This is a genomic window from Kitasatospora sp. Root107 (genome assembly GCF_001424875.1).
Classification (GTDB): Bacteria; Actinomycetota; Actinomycetes; order Streptomycetales; family Streptomycetaceae; genus Kitasatospora.
Window position 1 is genome coordinate 81,908 of the sequence record NZ_LMCT01000004.1, and the last position, 13,557, is coordinate 95,464.

Below are 13,557 nucleotides of genomic sequence, written 5' to 3' on the forward strand. Positions count from 1 at the left end.
GTGGGGACATGATGGCGGAGCGCGAGGTGGTCGTCCGGCCGCTGGGCCGGCCCGGAGACCTGGGCTGGACAGTGCTGGCGCACGGCGAGTTCTACGACCGGGAGTTCGGCTGGGACGCGAGCTTCGAAACGCTCGTCGCCCGGATCGTCGCCGACTACGCCGACGAGACGGAACCCGGGCCGCAGGCGGCGTGGATCGCGGAGGTCGACGGGGAACGGGCCGGCTGCGTCTTCTGCGTCCGTGCGGACGACCGGACCGCGAAGCTGCGCCTGCTGCTCGTCGATCCGGCCGCGCGGGGTCTGGGTCTGGGAGCCCGGCTGGTCGAGGAGTGCCTGCACTTCGCGCGGACCGCCGGGTACGAGGCGATCACCCTGTGGACCAACGACGTCCTAGGGTCGGCCCGGCGGATCTACCGTAAGCAAGGCTTCGAACTCGTCGCCGAGGAACCCCACCACAGCTTCGGGCACGACCTCGTCGGCCAGACCTGGCAGCGCCGCCTGTAGTGAGCGGCAGCGGGTCGAGTCGCCCGAGGAGAGCCTGTCCGTTATGTTCTGATTTGAGAGTTCGTCAGATCATGAACAAAAGGACGGTGCGGAGTGCCCGGAAGTCTCACAGTCGACACGGTCGGTCCGGTGGACGTTGCGGTGGTCGCGTTCGACGGCAACCGGTTCAACGGCAAAGTCGCTCCGGCCCTGCTCGACCTGCAGAAGAGCGGGACGATCCGCATCCTCGACCTCACCTTCATCCGCAAGGGGCGTGACGGCGCGGTCGAGGTGGTCGAGGTCGCCGACTCCGAGGTGGCGGCCGCGTTCGAGCGCACCACCCAGGTCGAGTTCGACCTGCTCAGCGAGGACGATCTGCAGACCGTGGCGGCCGAGCTGGAGCCCGGGTCGTCGGCCCTGGTGTTGGTCTGGGAGAACACCTGGGCGGCCCGGCTGTCGGCCGCGCTGCGCAACTCCGACGGCCGGGTGCTGTTCCTGGAGCGCATTCCGCGCGACGAGGTCGTGGCGGCCATCACCGCACTGGACGAGGAGCTCTGAGCGCGATGCGCCGACGGATGGGACGACCCGGCCTGCTCGGGACGGTGGCCAGGACCGCGGTGGTGGCCGGTACGGCCACGGCCGTGTCCGGGCGGATGCAGCGCGGCGCGGCCGAGCGCAGCGCCCAGCAGGAACAGACGGCCGCCGCGCAGCAGCAGGCGATGGTCGACCAGGCCGCCGCGCAGGCGGCCGCGCAGGTCTCGAGCCAGCAGGCGCCGCCCGCCGCAGCACCGGCTCCGGCCGAGGACCGGATCGGCAAGCTCACGGCGCTGGCCGAGCTGAAGGCCAAGGGCCTGCTGACCGACGAGGAGTTCGCCGCCGAGAAGGCGCGCGTGCTGGGGTCCTGAAGACCGGCCGGAGGCGCAGCTGCCGGACGGCGTGTCCTTGGAGGTGCCCCGGCGATGCCCCGTGTGGATGCCCGCGCAGTCGAGCGGTGGTGGCCGCCCTCGGCCTGCCGCCCGACCCGGACGCCGGCACTCTGCGCGCCGCCCTGGACGGCGCCGGGCTGCCCGGAGCGCCGCTCGAGCTCCACCTGGTCGGCGGTGGCACGCTGCACTGCCCGGCGGGCGGCACGACCTGCGTCGCCACTCGCTCCCGCCGGAGCTGAACCGCCTGGTCAGCCGGTGGTGCCGGAGCTGCTCTGGTTACGATGATCCGGGCCGCGCCGAGTGGGCGGGGGAGATCGGAGCCGGAACCTGATGTCCGAGTCGCATCCGCTGGACAACCCGGTCGTGGCGTCGCTGACCGGGCCGCACGCGCCGTTCGCCGAGTGGCGGGGGCAGGCGGTGCGGTACCCCGAGGATGTGACGCCCTTTCACGGACTGCCGGACCGGCCGCAGGCGGCGGACTGGGCGGACCTGGCCGCGCTGGCCGGGCCCGGCGCGGTGGTGCTGCTCGCGGTCGACGCGGCGGTCGTGCCGCCGGCCGACTGGGCGGCGGTCTTCCGCGTCGACGGCGTGCAGCTGGCCGGCGAGGACGTGCTCGGCAAGACGGACCCCGAGGTGGTCGGGCTGGGGCCCGCCGACGTGCCGGAGATGCTCGCGCTGGTCGAGCGGACCCGGCCGGGGCCGTTCCGGACCAGGACCATCGAGATGGGCAGCTACCTGGGCGTCCGCCGGGACGGGGTGCTGATCGCGATGGCGGGCGAGCGGATGCACCCGCCCGGGCACACCGAGATCAGCGCGGTCTGCACCGACCCCGGGTACCGAGGGGAGGGGCTGGCGTCCCGGCTGATCCTGGCGGTGGCAGCGGGGATCCGGGAGCGCGGCGAGATCCCGTTCCTGCACGCGGCGGGCGACAACACCAACGCGATCCGGCTGTACGGGGCGCTGGGCTTCCGGTTCCGGCGCGCGATCACCTTCACCGGCGTCCGGGTGCCGGGCCCGGCCGGGTGACGGTCGGTCAGAGTTCGCCCTGGAGCAGGGCGTGCAGGTGCATGTCGTGCCAGCCGTCGGCGTGCAGCTGGGAGCTGCGCAGGGTGCCTTCGAGCCGGTAGCCGGCCTTCTCCGCCACCCGGCAGGAGGCCGGGTTTGCCACCGAGTGACGCAGGCCGAGCCGGTGCAGGCCGAGCTCGTCCAGTGCCCACCGGCTGATCCGCTCGGTGGCGGCCACGGCCACGCCGCCGCCCCGGGCGGGCGGCAGGAGCCAGTAGAGGATCTCGGCGCTGCCGCCCTGGAGGTCGATCTCGTTCCAGCCGGTCAGGCCGATGGCCACGTCGCCGGGGCGGGCGATCGCCCAGATCGCGCCCTGCTCGGCGCGCCAGCGTTCGTGCATCCGCCCGATCCGCTCGCGCGCCTGCTCCGGTGTCCCGAGCGTGAAGAGGTTCCACTGCCGGATGTCCGGATCGTGGCTCGCGGCCAGCAGGCTCTCCGCGTCGTCCGGCTGCCAGGGCCGGAGCTCCAGGCCTCCCGGCAGGTCGAACACGGGCTGCTCGCTCGCGGCCATCCGGCCTGCGGGAACGACGGGAGGCGGAGGCCAGACAGTGGTCATCGCGGCATCGTGTCAGAAAGCTCCGCCGCCCCGCCAGCGATCTTGGCCGGGGCCTACTGCCGGTAGGTGGTGAGGAAGCGGCCGATCCGGCTGATCGCAGTCTCCAGGTCGTCGGCCCGGGGGAGGGTGACGAAGCGGAAGTGGTCCGGGCGGGGCCAGTTGAAGCCGGTGCCCTGGACGATGTGGATCTTCTCGCGGAGCAGCAGGTCGAGCACGAAACGCTCGTCGTCGACGATCCGGTGCACCGCCGGGTCCAGCTTGGCGAAGGCGTACAGCGCGCCCTTGGGCTTGACACAGCTGACGCCGGGGATCTCGTTGAGCGCCCGCCAGGTGACGTCGCGCTGTTCGGTGAGGCGGCCGTTCGGCAGCGTGAGGTCCTGGATCGACTGGTGGCCGCCGAGGGCGGCCTGCACCGCGTACTGGGCCGGGACGTTGGGGCACAGGCGCATGCCCGCGAGCATGGTGAGCCCCTCCAGGTAGTCCTTGGCGTGCTGCTTGGGGCCGGAGACCACCAGCCAGCCGCTGCGGAAGCCCGCCACGCGGTACGCCTTGGAGAGGCCGTTGAAGGTGAGGGTGATGACGTCGTCGGCGAGCGCGGCGAGGCAGTGGTGCTCGACGCCGTCGTACAGGATCTTGTCGTAGATCTCGTCGGCGAGCACCATCAGGCCGTGCCGACGGGCGAGTTCGAGGATGCCGAGCAGCAGTTCCTTCGGGTAGACCGCGCCGGTCGGGTTGTTCGGGTTGATGACCACGATGGCCTTGGTGCGGTGGTTGATCTTCGAGGCGATGTCGTCGAGGTCGGGGTACCACTCCGCCTCCTCGTCGCACAGGTAGTGCACCGCCTTGCCGCCGGCCAGTCGGACCACGGCCGTCCAGAGCGGGAAGTCCGGTGCGGGGACCAGGACTTCGTCGCCGTCGTCGACCAGCGCCTGGACCGCCATCTGGATCAGCTCGGAGGCCCCGTTGCCCAGGTAGACGTCATTGACCGTCACCCCCTCGACCCCGCGCTGCTGGTAGTACTGCACCACCGCGCGGCGGGCGGGCAGGATGCCGCGCGAGTCGCTGTAGCCGTGCGCGTTGGGGAGGTTCCGGATGATGTCCTGGAGGATCTCCTCCGGCGCCTCGAAGCCGAACGGGGCCGGGTTTCCGGTGTTCAGCCGCAGCACGCTGTGCCCGGCCTCCTCGAGCGCGTTGGCCTGTTCGACCACCGGGCCGCGGATCTCGTAACACACGCCCGCCAGCTTGCTGGACTGCCGAAACTCCACTGCGGCCTCCTGGACCGTCGCACCGCGCCATCATTCGGTTGCTTTGTTCTACCAAGTATCTACTTGGAAAGTCCAACCTTTTGGCTATGCTGATCCACATGTCACGCCGAAGCTACGACCAGTACTGCGCCGTCGCCCGCGCCCTGGACGCGGTGGGGGAGCGCTGGAGTCTCCTGATCGTCCGTGAACTCCTGGCCGGACCCCGCCGCTACACCGACCTGCACGCCGACCTGCCCGGGGTGTCGACCGACATCCTGGCCACCCGGCTCAAGCAGCTGGAGGGCGAGGGCGTGGTGGAGCGCCGCAAGCTGGAACGCCCCGCCAACGCGGTGGTCTACCAGCTCACCGAGCGCGGCCTGACGCTGCGTCCGGTGGTGGACGCCCTGGGCGGCTGGGGGCTGGAGGCGCTGGGTGAACCCCGGCCGACCGACGCCGTCCGGGAGCACTGGGTGACCGGTGACCCGGCGGGGGCGACCAAGGGCTGAAATTGCCGGGAGCCGATCGGCCGTCCGGGTTATCGTCCGCCCCATGACGGCCCATCACCAGCTCGCACAGATCAACATCGCCCGGCTGCTCTTCCCGATCGACGGCCCCGAACTCGCCGACTTCGTCACCGCCCTGGACCCGGTCAACGCGCTCGCCGAGAGCGCCGAGGGTTTCGTCTGGCGGCTCACCGACTCCGCCACCGAGGGGACGGTGCGGATCTTCGAGGACGACTGGCTGATCGTCAACATGTCGGTCTGGCAGGACCCGGACGCGCTGGAGACCTTCGTCTACAGCCCTGAGCACATCGCGGTGCTGCGCCGCCGCCGGGAGTGGTTCGCCCGCGCGGGTGAGGCGATGACCGCGCTCTGGTGGGTGCCGGCCGGTCACCGGCCGACCGTCGCGGAGGCCGAGCGGAAGCTGGTCGAGCTGCGGGCGAAGGGGCCGTCGGCGGAGGTGTTCACACTCCGTGAGACCTTTCCGGCGCCCGACCGAATCTGACGGATCATCAGTCCAGCCCGTACGGGCGGCGATTGACTGTCGTCCGATTGTGTCCTGCACGTGACAATCGTTCCCAGCTCTTGTGCGTCCGGCCGTCGGTGCGTCAACCTTTCGCTGACGGCCGGACATGCAGCACGGGGCCCATGTCGCCTCCTGTTTGTCATGGGCATGAACAGTCCTGCATGGGCCGCTGTGTCGTCACGCCCGGACCGGACCCCAAGTGCCGGACCCAACCGGGAAGTTGAGCACGTACCGCCCCCACCTAGGAGGAACCCTCTGATGGCAGTGATACGTCCCTCCCGACGCGGCCTGGTCGCCGCCACGGCGGCCATCGCGGCCGTGCTGGCCCTCGGCGTCGGCTCGGCGCTGCCCGCGGCGGCCTCGGCCCCGGCCGAAGGCGTGATCGCCAATGCCGGTGCTCCCGGCACCGTCAAGGACAGCTACATCGTGGTGCTCAACCAGGGTGTCGCGGCAGCGAGTTCGGACCACGGGCAGGCTCTGGCGCAGAAGTACGGCGCGCGGATCACCCGGACCTACTCGGCGGCCCTGAACGGCTTCGCAGCCCAGCTCTCCGAGGCGCAGGCCAAGCGGCTGGCCGCCGACCCGGCGGTCGCCAAGGTCTCGCAGAACCGGACCTTCCACGTCGACGCCACCCAACCGAGCCCGCCGTCCTGGGGCCTGGACCGGATCGACCAGAAGGCGCTGCCGCTGAACAGCAGTTACAGCTACCCCGACACCGCCGGTGAGGGCGTCACCGCCTACATCATCGACACCGGAGTCCGGATCAGCCACAGCGAGTTCGGCGGCCGGGCCAGCGACGGCTACGACGCGATCGACAACGACAACACCGCCCAGGACGGCTACGGCCACGGCACGCACGTCGCCGGTACGGTCGCGGGCAGCTCGTACGGGGTGGCCAAGAAGGCGAAGATCGTCGCGGTCCGGGTGCTCGACAACTCCGGCTCCGGCACCACCGAGCAGGTCGTCGCGGGCATCGACTGGGTGACCGCCCACGCGGTCAAGCCGGCCGTGGCCAACATGAGCCTCGGCGGTGGTGTGGACGACGTGCTCGACGCCGCCGTCCGCAGGTCGATCGCCTCCGGCATCACCTACGGGGTCGCGGCGGGCAACGACAACCAGAACGCGAGCACGCACTCCCCGGCCCGGGTCTCCGAGGCCATCACCGTGGGGTCGACCACCAGCACCGACGCGCGGTCCAGCTTCTCCAACTACGGCAGCCTGGTCGACCTGTTCGCGCCCGGCTCCAGCATCAAGTCGGCCTGGAACAGCGGTGACACCGCCACCAGCACCATCTCCGGCACCTCGATGGCCACCCCGCACGTGGTCGGCGCGGCCGCCCTCTGGCTGGCCGACCACCGCACCGACACCCCGGCCCAGGTGGCCACCGCCCTGGTGAACAACGCCACCAGCGGCGTGGTGACCAGCCCCGGCACCGGCTCGCCGAACAAGCTGCTGTACGTCGGCTCCGGCACCACCACCCCGCCCACCGGGCCGAAGTTCGAGAACGCCGGTGACTACGCGATCGCCGACAACACCACCGTCGAGTCGCCGATCACCGTCAGCGGTGTCATCGGCAACGCCCCGGCCGCGCTGAGCGTCGAGGTGGACATCAAGCACACCTACAAGGGCGACCTGAAGGTGGACCTGGTCGCGCCCGACGGCTCGACCTACCTGATCAAGAACTACGGTGACGGCGGCAGCGCCGACAACGTGATCGGGACCTTCACCGTGAACGCCTCCGCCGAGGTCGCCAACGGTGTCTGGAAGCTGCGGGTGAGCGACAACGCCGCCGCCGACATCGGCAAGATCGACCGCTGGGCGCTGCAGTTCTGACGCCTGGTCAGCAATTAGGTCGGGGCCGCACTCCCAAGGGGTGCGGCCCCGGCCCGCTGTGCCGACCGGCCCGGCTACTCGGCGGGTTCGGCGATCAGTGCGGTGCCGACCGGCCGGAAGCCGACCCGGGCGTAGATCCGGGCCACGTCCTGGTCGCCCGCCGACAGGAAGACCGTCTCGACCCCGCGCGCTCGGGCGTCCGCGACCAGGGCGGCGGTGACCGCGTACCCGAGGCCCTGGCGGCGGGCCGACGGCAGGGTGCCGATGCCGACCAGTTCGCTGACCGGGCCGACCGGTTGGTGCTGGCCGCCGCAGAGTGCGGTGCCGTCCGGGCCGAACGCGGCGGCCACCACGGTGAGGCCGTCCCGGATCCGTCCGGCGATCCGGGCGGCGGTGCCTTCGGCTGTCAACTTGGCGGTCATGGCGGCGAGTTCGTCCGGCCCGGCGGTGCCGATCGCGGTGCCGGGCTCGCCGAAGGACAGGTAGGCCACCGCGAGTGCCTCGGCCAGCGCCGGGTCGTCGGCGCCGACCACCCGGGCCGCGGCGGCCGGCGGGGTCATCGCGGGCGCGGCCGGATCGAGCACCATCAGCGGGTGCTCGTGCACCGAGAGCCCGGAGCCCTCGACGGCGGCCCGCAGGACGGGGGTGGTCTCGGCGACCCACTCGAAGCTCTCCGGCACACCGAGCTCGCGCTGCCGGGCCCGGACCAGGTCCACGTCCGCGACCGTCACCGGCGCCCCGGACCAGTCGAGTGTGGGGCGGGCGTAATAAGGCCAGCCCTCGCCCTCCCGGACGAAGAGCGAGAGCGGCCCGAAGCTTTCGGCGCGGGCGGCGCTGCGGGGTACGGCGTCGTAGTACCGCTCGAGGCGGTCGAGAAGATCGTTCACGCGCGCATGCAACCAGGCCTGCGTGCTGCCCGCCACCCGATATCCGGACCTCTCCGTACTGACGGGTAGCGCGGCGCGTACGATTGTTGAGCTATGGACAACATCACCACCGCCACCACGTACCGCAGCTATGTCGCCGTCGGGGACTCCTTCACCGAGGGCATGTGCGACGAGCAGCAGCCCGACGGGCAGTTCCTCGGCTGGGCCGACCGGGTCGCCCGGGCGCTGGCCGCCGAACAGGTACGCCAATCTGGCGGTGCGCGGCAAGCTGATCGGCCAGATCCACGACGAGCAGATCGACACCGCCGCCGCGATGGGCGCCGAGCTGGTCACGCTGGCGGGCGGGCTGAACGACGTGCTGCGGCCGGGCTGCGACGTGGACCAGGTGGAGGACCTGCTCGGCCGGTCGGCCGAGCGCCTGCTCGTGGGCGGCGGCACCGTGGTGATGTTCACCAGCACCGACCCGACCAGGCGGCTGGGCGGCAGCGCCCGGCTGCTGCCGCCGATCCTGCGGATGAAGGCGTTCGTGGAGGGGCTGGCCAAGGCCCACCCCAACCTGGTGGTGGTCGACCTCTACTCCGCGCCCTGCTTCGACGACCGCCGGCTCTGGGACGAGGACCGGCTGCACCTCTCGCCGGAGGGGCACCGCCGGGTGGCCACCGCCGTCCTGGAGGCGCTCGGCCGCCCGGCCACGTTCGACTGGCGAGCCCCGCTGCCGACCGCCGAGCCTCGCGGTCGGAGCGCAAAGCTGCGCTCCGACCTGCGCTGGCTGCGGATCCACCTGGGTCCGTGGATCGGCCGCCGCCTCACCGGCAGGTCCTCCGGCGACGGACGGGCGCCGAAGCGGGCCGAGCTGCTGCCGTACGAGGGCTGACGGCCCGTCCGACGACGTTCGGTCAGTTGGCCCACGGCGGGGCGATGACCGTGCCGTCGGCCAGGGTGGCCTCGAGGCCGACGCTGGTGGTGACCCATGCGGTGGCGGGCAGGTCGCCGGGGTTGTCGATGCAGAAGCTGGATCCGGTGGGGACGATCACGGTGTCGCCGGGAGCCAGCGTGCTGCGCTCGCCGTCCAGCAGGACGTCGGGGGCGCCCGCGAGCAGGTGGACGATCTCCTCGCGGCTGACGGTGTGTGCGGTGCCCGACGTCCCGGCCGGGACGTCCAGCCGCCAGGCGCAGAGCTCGGCGCTGCCGGTGGCGGGGTTGGCGTGGGCGGTGAACCGGGCGCCGTGGATCTCGTGCACGGTGGTCTGGGTACTGCGGATGACGGGCAAGGGCCTCTGCTCTCTTCGATTCTCTTCGGTAGTCAAGCTGCTTGTCTATATGGTCAAGCTACTTGACTGTTTCGTCAAGGGGATGACATGAATGAGTGGCACAATCTCGCGCATGAGCGAGCCCGATCCCATCGCCCTGAGCATCCCTCCGCTGCTGATGGCCCTGACCGCCGACGTGGTCCACGAGATCGACGCGGGCGTCCGCCGGCGCGGTTTCGACGACGTGCGCCCGGCCCACGGCTTCGCCTTCGCCCGGCTCGCCCCGGGCGGTGCCACCGTCAACGAGCTGGCCGAACACCTCGGCGTCAGTAAGCAGGCCGCCAGCCAGATGGTGGAGGAACTGGTCCGCAAGGGCTACGTCGAACGCCATCCGCATCCCACCGACGCCCGTGCCAAACTCATCGAACTCACCGGCCGCGGCTGGGAGTGCACCCGCGCCGCCGACGCGGCCGCCGCCGAGGCGGTGGTCCCCTGGGCCTCCGCCCTGGGGCCCGAGAGGCTCCGTCAGCTCCATGACGATTTGGCTCGGCTGGCACCCTCGGGGCCGTTGCGGCCGGTGTGGTGACGGACCGTCGGTTCACGGATCGAAGCTGGTTGGTGCACCCGGCGCACGCCCGTCCGCCGGGTCGCACGCCGCCCGCGCGACGCCGGGGCCGGGCCGCCCCCGGGCCCGGGATCAAGGCTTGGGTGGCGCTCCGGCGGTTCGCGCGGGCGGGCGGCGGCGCGACTTCTACCATCGGGTCATGTTCAGTGGCGCACACGTGATCCTGCACAGCTCGGACGCCGAGGCCGACCGGGCGTTCGTCCGTGACGTGCTCGGCTTCGCCCATGTCGACGCCGGCCGCGGTTGGCTGATCTTCAAGCTGCCGCCGGCCGAGCTGGCCTTCCATCCGACCGAAGCCCCGCCGCACAGCGAGTGCTACCTGATGTGCGACGACCTCGACGCGGTGCTCGCCCGGCTGGCCGAGCACGGTGTTCGGCCGGTGGCACCGCCGACCCGGCAGAGCTGGGGCACGGTCACCGCGATCCCGCTGCCGAGCGGCTTCGAGCTGCCGCTCTACCAGCCCACCCACCCGGTCGCGTACGGGCTCTGACCGACTCTGGGCCGCTATCGGGTGGCCGAGGGTCGACGCATGGTCAGAAGTTGCTATCGTGCCGGTGATTCAACGGCGCGCGAGTCCTGTCGCGGCCACCAGAGCACTCGGGGGAATCCATGGAGCAGCGGCCACCTTCCTTCGGCGATCCGGCAGGTCCGCCGACTGGTGCCTTCGGGCCGCCGGAGGCCCACCGGCGGTCGCCGGTGATGGTCTGGGGCGTGGTGGCAGCGGCGGTGAGCGCGGTCGCCGGAGTGGCCAGCGCCGTGGCGGCGTTCATGGGAGGCAGCTCGCAGCCGTCCGCAGCGCCGACGAGCTCGGTGGTCGCGCCCGCACCGGCGTCGGCGGACGGCTCGGCGGCTCCGGCCACGAGTGCCACCGCGAAGCCGGCTCCGGCACCCGCCGCCGGGGTGGCCGTGCGCTGGACGGGGAAGGTGGTGCTGGGCATGGAGGGCATCGACCTGACCCAGGTGCCGCCGACCAAGGGCAGCTCCGACACGCTCTCGTTCCTCCGGCCGTCCGCAAGGCGCACCGGCAGCAGCGGCATGGAGATCAAGGGCCCGTCCGCCCTGTGGACCGAGGCCGGCGAACCGACCGCCCAGGGCTGCCGCAACCTGCTGCTGACCCAGTCGCACGACCAGGTGGACGTGGTCGCGGGTGACCGGGTGTGCGTGGTCGACGAGAGCTCGCCGATCGGCCTGCTCAAGGTCACCAAGACCCACTACTCGCAGGGCAGTTACGGAGAGCTGGACGCCGAACTCACGATCTGGGACCTGCACCTGAAGCGCTGAGTCCGGACATCGGGGCCAGCGCCGCGCGCAGATCGGCCGGTCCGCGGAAGTGAACACCCGTCATACCGAGCTGCTCGGCGGCCTCGACGTTCTCCTGCCGGTCGTCCACGAAGAGGCAGCGCCCGGGCGCGGTGCCGGCCCGGGCCGCGGCGATCTCGTAGATGCGGCGGTCCGGCTTCGCGATGCCGACCAGTGCGCTGTTGACCACGTCGTCCGCGAGGTCGGCGAGGCCGAGCCGGGCGAGGTCGTCATCCAGCCACGGGGTCGCGTTGGTGACCAGCAGGACGGGGCAGTGCGTACGGGCCCTGCGCAGCAGGTCGACCACCTCCTGGTCCGCCCGAACCGGGCTGCCGGTGAAGGCGGTTGCCAGTGCACGGGCCTCGGCGGCCCCGGCCCGGGAGGCGAGTCCGGCGGCGATCGAGTCCGCCCACTGCTCCTTGGCGAGCTGTCCGAGGATCAGTGGCAGCGCAGTCTGCGGGCCGAAGGCCACCGCCGCGGTGCTGCCCGGGGGCAGGCCTGCGGCGCGTTCCAGGCGGGCCACCTCGGTGTGGTCGAAGAAGCGGATCACGCCGTCGATATCGCACAGGACGGCGTCGAAGGCCGGCCTGCGGGGACCGGGGAGCGGTGTCATCCCGCCTGATTACCACCCGGCGCCGGCCGTCGGCCACTGGATTCAGCGCTCCGGTGATCCGTCAAGAGGGCTCGGTGCGCCGCCCGTACTTTCGGCTGCAGACGATCTGGCATGTCCACTACCAAGTTCGAGGTCGTGCGTCCAGGGACGGTACCGGTGGCTGGGGTCTTGAAGCACCGTTCTGAGGGGTCCGCTAGGGGGTTAGCGGGGCACGAGGAGTAGATATCTTCCCTTTCGCCAAGGTGCTCGACTGGTCCCAGGGGCCCGAACAACGGGAGCGGAAATGACCGAAATTGATACCTCCTCACCTCTCAGACAAGACCCGCCGCAGTTCCCGATGGAGCGGAAGTGCCCGTTCCAGCCGCCGGCCGAGTACGCCGTGATGCGCGCCGAGGAGCCGGTCTCCAAGGTCACGCTCTCGGTGTCCGGTAAGGAGATGTGGGCGGTCAGCCGGCAGGAGCACGTGCGTCAGGTCCTCACCGACCCGACCATGAGCTCGAACTTCAAGCACCCCGGCTACCCGCTCCAGGTGCCGGTGCCGGACGACATCCTGCAGGCCATGGAGCTGCCGCTGGTCGCGATGGACCCGCCCGTGCACGGCCGGCACCGTCGGGAGATCATTCCCGAGTTCACCCTCAAGCGGATGCAGGCCCTCACCCCGCGCATCCAGGAGATCGTGGACCAGCACGTCGACGCGATCCTCGCTAAGGGCGGGCCGGTCGACCTGCTGACCGAACTCGCCATCCCGGTCCCGTCGTTGGTGCTGTGCGAGCTGCTCGGCGTGCCGGCCGGGGACATCCCGGAGTTCCGCGACTTCGCCGAGACCACGGTCCGCAGCGACGTCACCCCGCAAGAGGTCGGGATGGCCATCCACCAGATGGACGTCTACCTCGACAAGCTGGTCACCTCGAAGGAGGAGTCCCCGACCGAGGACGACCTGCTCGGGCGGGTCGTGCTCAAGAACAAGGAGGAGGGCAACCTCAACCACCGCGAGATCGTCGCGCTCGCCCGGATGCTGATCTCCGGCGGCTTCGACACCCTCACCAACATGATCGTGCTCGGCGTGGCCGCCCTGCTCGAACACCCGGACCAGCTCGCCCAGATGAAGGCGGACCCGGAGCTCACCCGGAACGCCATCGAGGAGCTGCTGCGCTTCCTCAGCATCGCCGACTCGGCCCCCTCCCGGGTCGCCACCCAGGATCTCGAGGTCGGCGGCGTCAAGATCAAGGCGGGCGAGGGCATCATCAACCTGACCGCCTCGGCCAACCGGGACGAGACCGTCTTCGAGAACGCCGACCAGCTGGACATCTTCCGCGAGATCGGCCTGCACTCCGCGTTCGGCCACGGCGTCCACCAGTGCCCCGGCGCCAGCCTGGTCCGGGTCGAGCTGAAGATCGTCTACGACACCCTCTTCGCCCGCATCCCCAACCTGCGGCTCGCGGTGCCGGCGTCGGAGCTCCCGTTCAAGCGCGCCACCCTCATCCAGGGCCTGGACGCACTTCCGGTCACCTGGTGACCTCCGATGGCCCTCTCGGTCCATCGTGAACGCTGCATCGGCTCGGGAACCTGCGTCTTCACCGCGCCGGACGTCTTCGCCCAGGACGAGGAGGAGGGTCTCGTCACGCTCCTGACGGACGGCACCGACCACGTGCCGGCCGTCCGCTCGGCCGTCGAGCGCTGCCCCGTCGCGGCGATCTCCCTCGACGAGGACTGACCCCCGCTCGGCGACCGGGGTGCTGCGGCCGCCCTCC

General features: G+C 71.3%; 17 protein-coding genes and 2 pseudogenes. 14 read left to right on the plus strand and 5 right to left on the minus strand.

Going from position 1 to position 13,557, the window contains the following annotated elements:
- The first annotated feature begins 11 nt into the window (after positions 1–11).
- The 5 genes from ASC99_RS05505 (at position 12) to ASC99_RS05520 (ending at position 2,434) form a co-directional block, all read left to right on the plus strand.
- Complete coding sequence (locus tag ASC99_RS05505) at positions 12–503, plus strand: GNAT family N-acetyltransferase (RefSeq protein ID WP_057229227.1); 492 nt, start codon at positions 12–14, stop codon at positions 501–503.
- Between the two features lie 93 nt (positions 504–596).
- The gene (locus tag ASC99_RS05510; protein WP_063856985.1) at positions 597–1,040 is read left to right on the plus strand and encodes a DUF6325 family protein; all 444 of its coding nucleotides are present in this window, start codon (positions 597–599) and stop codon (positions 1,038–1,040) included.
- Between the two features lie 5 nt (positions 1,041–1,045).
- Complete coding sequence (locus ASC99_RS05515) at positions 1,046–1,387, plus strand: SHOCT domain-containing protein (protein WP_057228898.1); 342 nt, start codon at positions 1,046–1,048, stop codon at positions 1,385–1,387.
- 86 nt (positions 1,388–1,473) lie between these two features.
- Positions 1,474–1,647 carry a hypothetical protein gene (locus ASC99_RS38270; protein WP_157531385.1) on the plus strand — a complete coding sequence of 58 codons (174 nt, stop codon included), beginning with the start codon at positions 1,474–1,476 and terminating at the stop codon, positions 1,645–1,647.
- A gap of 91 nt (positions 1,648–1,738) precedes the next feature.
- Entirely contained in the window at positions 1,739–2,434 is a 696-nt protein-coding gene (locus ASC99_RS05520) for a GNAT family N-acetyltransferase (protein WP_057228900.1), read from the plus strand.
- 7 nt (positions 2,435–2,441) lie between these two features.
- On the opposite strand, the gene ASC99_RS05525 is transcribed toward ASC99_RS05520, so the two are convergent.
- Together ASC99_RS05525 and ASC99_RS05530 are read right to left on the minus strand one after the other, a co-directional pair.
- Positions 2,442–3,029, minus strand: coding sequence for a GNAT family N-acetyltransferase (locus ASC99_RS05525; RefSeq protein WP_057228902.1), 588 nt, complete (start codon positions 3,027–3,029; stop codon positions 2,442–2,444).
- 53 nt (positions 3,030–3,082) lie between these two features.
- Entirely contained in the window at positions 3,083–4,294 is a 1,212-nt protein-coding gene (locus tag ASC99_RS05530; protein WP_057228904.1) for a pyridoxal phosphate-dependent aminotransferase, read from the minus strand.
- A gap of 86 nt (positions 4,295–4,380) precedes the next feature.
- Here ASC99_RS05530 and ASC99_RS05535 point away from each other — a divergent pair.
- The 3 genes and pseudogenes from ASC99_RS05535 to ASC99_RS05545 all read left to right on the plus strand — a co-directional run.
- Positions 4,381–4,743: pseudogene (locus ASC99_RS05535) on the plus strand (winged helix-turn-helix transcriptional regulator); the annotation flags it as partial.
- A gap of 79 nt (positions 4,744–4,822) precedes the next feature.
- Positions 4,823–5,278 (plus strand): DUF3291 domain-containing protein, encoded by a 456-nt coding sequence (locus tag ASC99_RS05540; RefSeq protein ID WP_057228905.1) that lies wholly within the window; start codon positions 4,823–4,825, stop codon positions 5,276–5,278.
- A gap of 279 nt (positions 5,279–5,557) precedes the next feature.
- The gene (locus ASC99_RS05545) at positions 5,558–7,132 is read left to right on the plus strand and encodes a S8 family peptidase (protein ID WP_057228907.1); all 1,575 of its coding nucleotides are present in this window, start codon (positions 5,558–5,560) and stop codon (positions 7,130–7,132) included.
- A 74-nt stretch (positions 7,133–7,206) separates the two neighbouring features.
- Here the strand turns inward: ASC99_RS05545 and ASC99_RS05550 are convergent, their stop codons facing one another.
- On the minus strand, positions 7,207–8,019 hold the full coding sequence (locus ASC99_RS05550) for a GNAT family N-acetyltransferase (protein ID WP_057229233.1): 813 nt from the start codon (positions 8,017–8,019) through the stop codon (positions 7,207–7,209).
- 102 nt (positions 8,020–8,121) lie between these two features.
- Here ASC99_RS05550 and ASC99_RS05555 point away from each other — a divergent pair.
- Positions 8,122–8,893, plus strand: a pseudogene (locus ASC99_RS05555) (SGNH/GDSL hydrolase family protein).
- 22 nt (positions 8,894–8,915) lie between these two features.
- Here ASC99_RS05555 and ASC99_RS05560 read toward each other — a convergent pair.
- Positions 8,916–9,290, minus strand: coding sequence for a cupin domain-containing protein (locus ASC99_RS05560; protein WP_057228909.1), 375 nt, complete (start codon positions 9,288–9,290; stop codon positions 8,916–8,918).
- 157 nt (positions 9,291–9,447) lie between these two features.
- On the opposite strand from ASC99_RS05560, the gene ASC99_RS05565 reads away from it, so the two are divergent.
- The 3 genes from ASC99_RS05565 (at position 9,448) to ASC99_RS05575 (ending at position 11,175) form a co-directional block, all read left to right on the plus strand.
- Positions 9,448–9,855 (plus strand): MarR family winged helix-turn-helix transcriptional regulator, encoded by a 408-nt coding sequence (locus tag ASC99_RS05565; protein WP_369824176.1) that lies wholly within the window; start codon positions 9,448–9,450, stop codon positions 9,853–9,855.
- A 178-nt stretch (positions 9,856–10,033) separates the two neighbouring features.
- The gene (locus ASC99_RS05570; protein ID WP_057228912.1) at positions 10,034–10,384 is read left to right on the plus strand and encodes a VOC family protein; all 351 of its coding nucleotides are present in this window, start codon (positions 10,034–10,036) and stop codon (positions 10,382–10,384) included.
- A 119-nt stretch (positions 10,385–10,503) separates the two neighbouring features.
- Positions 10,504–11,175 (plus strand): hypothetical protein, encoded by a 672-nt coding sequence (locus ASC99_RS05575; protein WP_157531386.1) that lies wholly within the window; start codon positions 10,504–10,506, stop codon positions 11,173–11,175.
- Here the strand turns inward: ASC99_RS05575 and ASC99_RS05580 are convergent.
- On the minus strand, positions 11,144–11,806 hold the full coding sequence (locus tag ASC99_RS05580; protein WP_057228916.1) for an HAD family hydrolase: 663 nt from the start codon (positions 11,804–11,806) through the stop codon (positions 11,144–11,146). The two genes, ASC99_RS05575 and ASC99_RS05580, sit on opposite strands and share 32 nt — an antisense overlap.
- Before the next feature lie 283 nt (positions 11,807–12,089).
- On the opposite strand from ASC99_RS05580, the gene ASC99_RS05585 reads away from it, so the two are divergent.
- Positions 12,090–13,322, plus strand: coding sequence for a cytochrome P450 (locus ASC99_RS05585; protein ID WP_057228918.1), 1,233 nt, complete (start codon positions 12,090–12,092; stop codon positions 13,320–13,322).
- Between the two features lie 6 nt (positions 13,323–13,328).
- A complete protein-coding gene (locus ASC99_RS05590) occupies positions 13,329–13,520 on the plus strand; it encodes a ferredoxin (protein ID WP_057228920.1) in 192 nt (63 codons plus the stop codon).
- Positions 13,521–13,557: the final 37 nt, after the last annotated feature.

What these genes read in the sequence shown, in the direction of transcription:
- ASC99_RS05590 (WP_057228920.1), top strand. Translation starts at nt 13,329, where the DNA reads ATGGCCCTCTCGGTCCATCGTGAACGCTGCATCGGCTCGGGAACCTGC.
- ASC99_RS05575 (WP_157531386.1), top strand. Translation starts at nt 10,504, where the DNA reads ATGGAGCAGCGGCCACCTTCCTTCGGCGATCCGGCAGGTCCGCCGACT.
- ASC99_RS05505 (WP_057229227.1), top strand. Translation starts at nt 12, where the DNA reads ATGGCGGAGCGCGAGGTGGTCGTCCGGCCGCTGGGCCGGCCCGGAGAC.
- ASC99_RS05545 (WP_057228907.1), top strand. Translation starts at nt 5,558, where the DNA reads ATGGCAGTGATACGTCCCTCCCGACGCGGCCTGGTCGCCGCCACGGCG.
- ASC99_RS05525 (WP_057228902.1), bottom strand. Translation starts at nt 3,029, where the DNA reads ATGACCACTGTCTGGCCTCCGCCTCCCGTCGTTCCCGCAGGCCGGATG.
- ASC99_RS05520 (WP_057228900.1), top strand. Translation starts at nt 1,739, where the DNA reads ATGTCCGAGTCGCATCCGCTGGACAACCCGGTCGTGGCGTCGCTGACC.
- ASC99_RS05515 (WP_057228898.1), top strand. Translation starts at nt 1,046, where the DNA reads ATGCGCCGACGGATGGGACGACCCGGCCTGCTCGGGACGGTGGCCAGG.
- ASC99_RS05540 (WP_057228905.1), top strand. Translation starts at nt 4,823, where the DNA reads ATGACGGCCCATCACCAGCTCGCACAGATCAACATCGCCCGGCTGCTC.
- ASC99_RS05585 (WP_057228918.1), top strand. Translation starts at nt 12,090, where the DNA reads ATGACCGAAATTGATACCTCCTCACCTCTCAGACAAGACCCGCCGCAG.
- ASC99_RS05580 (WP_057228916.1), bottom strand. Translation starts at nt 11,806, where the DNA reads ATGACACCGCTCCCCGGTCCCCGCAGGCCGGCCTTCGACGCCGTCCTG.
- ASC99_RS05570 (WP_057228912.1), top strand. Translation starts at nt 10,034, where the DNA reads ATGTTCAGTGGCGCACACGTGATCCTGCACAGCTCGGACGCCGAGGCC.
- ASC99_RS05565 (WP_369824176.1), top strand. Translation starts at nt 9,448, where the DNA reads ATGGCCCTGACCGCCGACGTGGTCCACGAGATCGACGCGGGCGTCCGC.